Here is a 6,009-nt window from a genome sequence, read left to right as displayed (position 1 = left end):
GTAGCGGCTTCGTTCAACAAACGACTATGGCGTCAATGATTAATTTTTGGCAGTGTTTTCATCCCACATGGCGCCATCTCTCAGCATAGAGTTAAGAGTCACAACCATCTTTCGAACACACGCGATTATTGCGACTTTCTTAGGCTTTCCGGCAGCTACAAGTCGAGCATAAGTTGCTTTGAATACGGGGTTACATTGCATGGCTGACATCATTGCCATATATAACACTGTGCGTACTTGCGCTCGACCGCCTTGGATCACGCGCTTACCTTTGTAGCGCCCACTTTCGCGTGTTATTGGAGTGACACCAATTAGTGATGCCGCTTGTTTATTTGTGATGTAGCCAAGTTCTGGTACGTTGCTAATTATTGATGCAGCGGCAATGTTTCCTATTCCAGGGACGCTCTGCAATATTGTGTTTTTAGCCTGATATTCAGGGCTATCTTCAATGAGTTTAACGAGCTTTTCTTCTAACTTGGTGATTTGATTCTTTATCGTGGTTAGCATCGGTTTGATAGTCGGATGGAGAGAAGCGGGAAGTATCTGGATTCGGTTCTTTTCCATGGTTTGCATGGATAACAACTGGTTTCGGCGAATGACTAAGTCACTCATTAGGCGTATGTTTTTTGGCTTTATGACAGTAAGAGCTGGTTTGATTGCTTTGCTCTTTTTCTCTATGACCATTGAGGTCAAAGACAATGTACTAAGTTGGTATTTCGGCTTTGGCTTTTGGCGTAAGAATGTAGAAGTGTCAGACATTACAGAGACATCGTTCTATCAAAGCAAGTGGTATCAAGGTATTGGTATCCGAATGCTGAGCGATGGTTGGTTGTATAATGCATCGATAGGTTCAGCGCTTAAGTTAAGCCTAAGCAATGGAAAGCATGTTTACATTGGTTGTAAGGATACGGACGGTTTAAAGCTGGCGTTGAAAACCGCTAACGAACAGATAACGCAAAAGTGATTTACGAGGCTTGGCACTTTTCGTTTTGAGTTGGACTAATTTTATGGCTGTATGCTTTAAGTGAGCTGCATTTTAATATCTCAACAAGTGGATCGGAGGTTCAATGGACCAAGCAATCAAAACACATTTCGACGAGTATCCCGATGATGTTCGAGCTCGGCTTGAAGAGTTGCGTTCATTAATCTTTGAGCTTTGCTCTGATTTGGAACTAGGTGAAGTCGAAGAGTCTCTGAAATGGGGCGAGCCGAGTTACAGCGTTAAGACGGGCAGCCCAATTCGAATCGACTGGAAATTGAAGTCACCAAACAACTATTACTTGTTCTTTAACTGTCAAACGAAGCTAGTCGACACATTCAGAGAATTGCACGATGGCACATTGGTATTTCAAGGTAATCGGGCAATCGTCTTGAACCTAACTGAACCACTTCCCAAAGCACCAATCAAGCAGTGCTTAGAGTTAGCCTTAACTTATCAACAACGAAAACATCTACCGCTTCTTGGCGCGTAATTCTTATGTGTTGTCATTATATTTCTTAAACAGGTTTTCTGTGTTCTAGCTATCACTCTTTAAAGTGCTAAGACAGTACCATCTTGATTAGTATCAAGAGGCTAGGGAATCTCTATAACCAACGCTGATTGTATTGCTTACCGTTTAAAAAGGTGTTCTAGTCACCTTGTATTTCAGTCTTAAAAGGAAGTTGTATGAATTTAGATAAAGCTAAAAAACGTATCGCGAAGCAGGTTAAAAAAGGCGACAACGGATACCCAAAAATCACGTTAGCGTATTACGGGACGACCAAAGATCTCGCAACGGAAGTCGCGGTTCAATTTATGCTGGGTGAGGGCGATGGTGTTCAAGAAGAGCGTTTTTCATGTGAAACCGAAATCCGAGATAATGAATTAGTTCAAACGACGTTACTCAAGATAATCGAGCGAGCAAATGTTAACTCAGTGATTGAAGTTGAAGGCGTGGCTGTTCTTTAGTTTGCTTTAGCCTGGAAACGAAGCCAACACGAGAACTCAGGTGTATAATCCACATTTTTATCGAATTAGGCAGGACACATGGCGATCTCGTTTGAAACTCAAAGACTAAAAGTAGAAGAAGTCGCAGGTGAACTTACTGTTCCTGAACGTTCGGCTCTGCTTGAGCGAGTACCTGGCATTCTAACCTCGTCAGTCGTTGAAAACCTTCCACCATACTTTCATGGTATTGTGTCAGGTGAGCTGGCTGAAATTTGGCTCGACCGAATGTTGTCGGGGAGCCGCTTACTTCAAGTGAAATCCAACGATAATCAATTGATTGGTTTTCTGTTCGCTTATGTAGAAGACGAAAGTGATGCTCATATTGGCTACTTGCTTGCAGAAGAGTTCTGGGGCAAGGGTTTCGCGAGTGAGTTACTGAAGAGTTTCATCACAGAAGTCGCAAAAACGGAGTCATGGTCCACACTGATTGGCGGTGTCGATCGTTCAAACATAGCCTCTGCCAACTTACTTAAAAAGCTAGGTTTTGTTGAGCAAGCCTCTGACGAAAGTGCTGTGGTTTTCTATGAATATAAGCTTTCTCGTCTTAATTCTTAACTCTTAACTCTTAATTCTTAACTCTGAGCTCTCAGCTCTTAATTTCTAATCCCTAACTCAAGCCACATCTGCGTTATACATTCATTGCCAATGTTTACGTCAATTGATAGGGAAGAAACCTTATTACACCATTCAACTGAGAACCGAGAGCAGCGAGTCTAGTTAACGTGGGCTAATTCGGCACTATGTGTTTCATTAGCGACTTTCCAATCGCCCCCTAAGGCTTTATAGAAAACAGGCTTTGTATCCACATTAGACCATACTGGTTTAGCGACCTCGACCATCTACCATTACGATGATTGTTTTAGAGATGATGCTGAGATCAGCGGCAATCCAAGACTTAACCGAACATAGGCTTAGTGCATAACTGTGGTCAAAACCTACTTTACGACGTACATCATCAATACAGGTGTCGTAACCTTGATTTACTTGTGCAAGCCCTGTAATACCAGGCATTACACCGTATGTACGGTCAGCAAAGTAAGGAATTTCGTTCTCTAGTTTGGTGTAAAAAGTAGGGCGTTCAGGGCGTGGGCCAATTAGAGACATTTCACCTTTCAGTACATTGATCAGTTGTGGCAGTTCATCAAGACGTGTCTTTCTCAAAAAGCGGCCAACAGGCGTGATTCGCGGGTCATTCGCGGTAGCCCAAACTGCACCAGAGCGAGTTTCTGCATCCTCGTACATGCTACGGAATTTCATGATCTCAAAGATTTCCATTTTCTCCGGTGTCGATTTACCAACGCGCAATTGACGGTAGAAAATAGGGCCACGAGAAGTGAGTGCAATCGCCATCGCAATCAACGGAAATACGGGCGCTAGCAAAATCAAAGCAATCAGTGAGCTTACAAAATCGAAAGTACGTTTAGCACGTGAGATTTTGTATTGGTATAGGTTTTGGGTAGATAGCTGTTCGATGTTCATCATAATAAGTCCTTAATGATTTGCTCGTGTCCAAGGTGAGTTTTCTAGTCCGATTAGGTAACGAATGCCACCAATGAAGTTGGCGTAGTGTCCAACTATCAAATAAGAGATTAATGAAATAGGTTTGTTTACTAGACGCTTTGGCAAGATGCAGCCAAGGACGCCAATGGTATAAACGGCAACTTGAGCCCATAACAGCGCTTCAAATACCAAGTAGTTGCTAAGTAAGATTGAGCACACTAAGCACACAATCATTAAATATGGAGTGAGTAGGCGAAGCCCTTTTCCTGAAAAGAACGCAAACGCGATGCCTTTAAACTTCGGGCTGAACAAGGCAAATAATCGAATCGCTTGTTGCATGTTGCCCGCTGAAATACGAAGTCTTCTTTTGAAGTCTGTTTCTAGGTTCGATTCTTCTAGCTCTAATGCAACCATTTGGGTTTCGTATTCGGCGATGTAACCTTGTTTAACGATTTGCATCGGTAAGATGAAATCATCATTAATAGTGTTGAGTGGAAGCAGTTCAAACAGGTGTGTTCTAAACAAGTAGAAAGCGCCATGAGAACCCAAGCTAGAACCTAACGAAGCCTCAGACTCTTTAACCGCGGTTTGGTACTGCCAATACGTGTTTTCGCCTTCATTGCCTGTTGGACAAAGTTGATACGTTGCGTTTACCACTCCAACCTTGTCACTTTCAAAATGAGCGGCAGCTATAAGCAAAGCATCCAATGAAATAAGGGCAGAAACATCACTCATCGCCGTGATATCACTGGTTATACGTGTCACTTCTTCATTAACAACCGCGACTTTACCTCGGTTTACTTGATGGTCATGTATCTCAAAATAAACATCACTGCACATCGCTTCTTGGATGGCCATTTGTGCAATGGCGACTGTGTTATCAGTGCAACCATCGCAAGCGATAATGACTTCCAACTTCTTTTTTGGGTAATCGAGTGAAGCAAGGTTACGAATCTTGTCTGCGATCCACTGTTCTTCGTTAAATGCAGGAACAAGAACGGTGATGGTCGGCAACGTGCAATCTTGCTGTTCCTCTTTGTAGCAACGATGACTCTCTTCAACTTTGCGTGCGGGGTGGCTTTTCGCATACCAACGCAGTAACAAAGGGTAGGCTGCGTGATGATAGACAATCAACGCACCTGAAAACAAACAAAGTCCCGCAAGCAACCAATCAATCATGCGTAAGCTCCTTCTGATATATCGTTGTAAGACGAAACCATTTTGATGATGTCGAAGTTTTCGAGTACGTAACGACGAGGTGACAAAAAGCGTTCATTTTGCTTTTCTAATAGCGCACTAGCTAACCCCACAATGCTGCCGCTTTTGACGAGGGCGCCGCTGACTGGACATAAGGTTTCATCGACGGCACCAACGTCCATTGCGACGGTTGGAATATTGCATGCTTGAGCTTCAAGTGTAGAAAGCGGCAGCCCTTCGTGGCGTGAAGGTAGGCAGAACGTATCCAACGCTCCGTAAAACGTGGTCATGTCTTCAACTAAGCCAAGAAAGATGACTCGGTCACTCAGATTCAAGCGGCTAGTCAGTTGCTCTAGTTGATTGCGTTTAGTACCGCCGCCAGCCAATGCGACAACCATGTTTGCAGGTAAAAGAGTCAGTGCTTTAATAAGTTGGTCTTGGCCTTTGACATGTTCTAGTCGACCTGCACAACCGATGATGTGTTTGTCTGTCGGCAGGTTTAGTTTTGCTCTCGCGTGTTCTTTCGACATTGGCTTAAACTTCTCACAATCAACGCCATTTTTGATGGTAATGATGTTCTCATAAGAAAAAGCAGTGCGTAGTTGGTTATAAACACGTGTCGCATCGGCAACTAACGTTGGTTGAGCAGCTTTTAAAGCAAGCGCTTGTAATCGACGACGTTTGTTGTTGTTCAGATGCCAAGCGTCATGTTCGGTATGGATTCGAGTTGGAACCCCGGTTACGCGAGCGGCATAACCAGCGTATAACAGTGGGCCAATATGATGGGTATGAACCACATCAGGGCGAATCGCGTTGAAGGCTTTAATTAGCTTAATAATGATATTGAATTGTACGCCTGGTGCTTTATCCAAAAAGACGATTTGCTTTTTGTATGGCTCTAGCTTCGGCCAGTTGTTTATAGACTCTTGTTTAGTACCCTCTAAACTGACAATCAACACTTGGTCTGTTGGTTTAGCAAGGCGGAGCAAATCCAGAGTTAGGGTTTCTAATCCACCCGGTGCAAGGTGCTGAACAACGTGTATGATCTTTTTGCCATGCTTCGTTAAATGCGTATTCATAGTTTGGACCCTGCCTTTATAATTGTTGTTTCGCCTTTCTGACGTTTCTATTGAAGTAACTTCTTTAAAACGTTTAACTACACAAGGAGATTGCAGGAGTTGTGCCAATTAAATAACCGTTATTTTTCAGTTGTTTAGATTATTTAATTCTAGGGCAGTTTTCATTTCTCAAAATGGGAATCAAAACAAAATACAATTGAATGGCAGTTTGAATCATAGGGCTTGGGGGCGTTGTTGCCTAAATTA

At 43.1% G+C, this 6,009-nt stretch carries 7 protein-coding genes and 1 pseudogene; 4 read left to right on the top strand and 4 right to left on the bottom strand.

Annotation, left to right across the window (positions count from 1 at the left end; translation table 11 throughout):
* Positions 1-39 precede the first annotated feature (39 nt).
* Positions 40-663, bottom strand: a pseudogene (locus tag AB4138_RS23845) (IS110 family transposase); the annotation flags it as partial.
* Here AB4138_RS23845 and AB4138_RS23840 point away from each other — a divergent pair.
* The 4 genes from AB4138_RS23840 to AB4138_RS23825 all read left to right on the top strand — a co-directional run bounded on the left by AB4138_RS23840 (position 596) and on the right by AB4138_RS23825 (position 2,542).
* Positions 596-964 carry a hypothetical protein gene (locus tag AB4138_RS23840; RefSeq protein ID WP_372307970.1) on the top strand — a complete coding sequence of 123 codons (369 nt, stop codon included), beginning with the start codon at positions 596-598 and terminating at the stop codon, positions 962-964. The pseudogene AB4138_RS23845 and the gene AB4138_RS23840 overlap by 68 nt on opposite strands.
* A 103-nt stretch (positions 965-1,067) precedes the next feature.
* Positions 1,068-1,472, top strand: a complete 405-nt coding sequence (locus tag AB4138_RS23835; RefSeq protein WP_372170536.1) for a DUF1801 domain-containing protein — start codon at positions 1,068-1,070, stop codon at positions 1,470-1,472.
* Between the two features lie 194 nt (positions 1,473-1,666).
* Entirely contained in the window at positions 1,667-1,948 is a 282-nt protein-coding gene (locus tag AB4138_RS23830; protein ID WP_372291698.1) for a hypothetical protein, read from the top strand.
* Positions 1,949-2,026: 78 nt separating this feature from the next.
* On the top strand, positions 2,027-2,542 hold the full coding sequence (locus AB4138_RS23825) for a GNAT family N-acetyltransferase (protein ID WP_372307968.1): 516 nt from the start codon (positions 2,027-2,029) through the stop codon (positions 2,540-2,542).
* A gap of 267 nt (positions 2,543-2,809) precedes the next feature.
* On the opposite strand, the gene AB4138_RS23820 is transcribed toward AB4138_RS23825, so the two are convergent.
* Genes AB4138_RS23820 through AB4138_RS23810 form a run of 3 tightly spaced genes read right to left on the bottom strand, consistent with a single transcriptional unit; the run spans position 2,810 to position 5,763 of the window.
* A complete protein-coding gene (locus AB4138_RS23820) occupies positions 2,810-3,469 on the bottom strand; it encodes a sugar transferase (RefSeq protein WP_017063903.1) in 660 nt (219 codons plus the stop codon).
* A gap of 9 nt (positions 3,470-3,478) precedes the next feature.
* Entirely contained in the window at positions 3,479-4,666 is a 1,188-nt protein-coding gene (locus tag AB4138_RS23815) for a glycosyltransferase family 2 protein (protein ID WP_372307967.1), read from the bottom strand.
* Complete coding sequence (locus tag AB4138_RS23810) at positions 4,663-5,763, bottom strand: glycosyltransferase (protein ID WP_017070860.1); 1,101 nt, start codon at positions 5,761-5,763, stop codon at positions 4,663-4,665. The genes AB4138_RS23815 and AB4138_RS23810 overlap by 4 nt, the downstream gene beginning before the upstream one ends.
* Positions 5,764-6,009: the final 246 nt, after the last annotated feature.

The organism is Vibrio sp. 10N.286.52.C3, assembly GCF_041468865.1.
Taxonomy (GTDB): Bacteria; Pseudomonadota; Gammaproteobacteria; order Enterobacterales; family Vibrionaceae; genus Vibrio; species Vibrio crassostreae_C.
Note: the sequence above shows the minus strand (reverse complement) of the source record. Positions and strands in the feature narration are given on the sequence as shown.

Bases quoted from the DNA above. Each gene is read 5' to 3' on its own strand.
- AB4138_RS23840 (WP_372307970.1), top strand. From the start codon at position 596: ATGACTAAGTCACTCATTAGGCGTATGTTTTTTGGCTTTATGACAGTA.
- AB4138_RS23835 (WP_372170536.1), top strand. From the start codon at position 1,068: ATGGACCAAGCAATCAAAACACATTTCGACGAGTATCCCGATGATGTT.
- AB4138_RS23830 (WP_372291698.1), top strand. From the start codon at position 1,667: ATGAATTTAGATAAAGCTAAAAAACGTATCGCGAAGCAGGTTAAAAAA.
- AB4138_RS23825 (WP_372307968.1), top strand. From the start codon at position 2,027: ATGGCGATCTCGTTTGAAACTCAAAGACTAAAAGTAGAAGAAGTCGCA.
- AB4138_RS23820 (WP_017063903.1), bottom strand. From the start codon at position 3,469: ATGATGAACATCGAACAGCTATCTACCCAAAACCTATACCAATACAAA.
- AB4138_RS23815 (WP_372307967.1), bottom strand. From the start codon at position 4,666: ATGATTGATTGGTTGCTTGCGGGACTTTGTTTGTTTTCAGGTGCGTTG.
- AB4138_RS23810 (WP_017070860.1), bottom strand. From the start codon at position 5,763: ATGAATACGCATTTAACGAAGCATGGCAAAAAGATCATACACGTTGTT.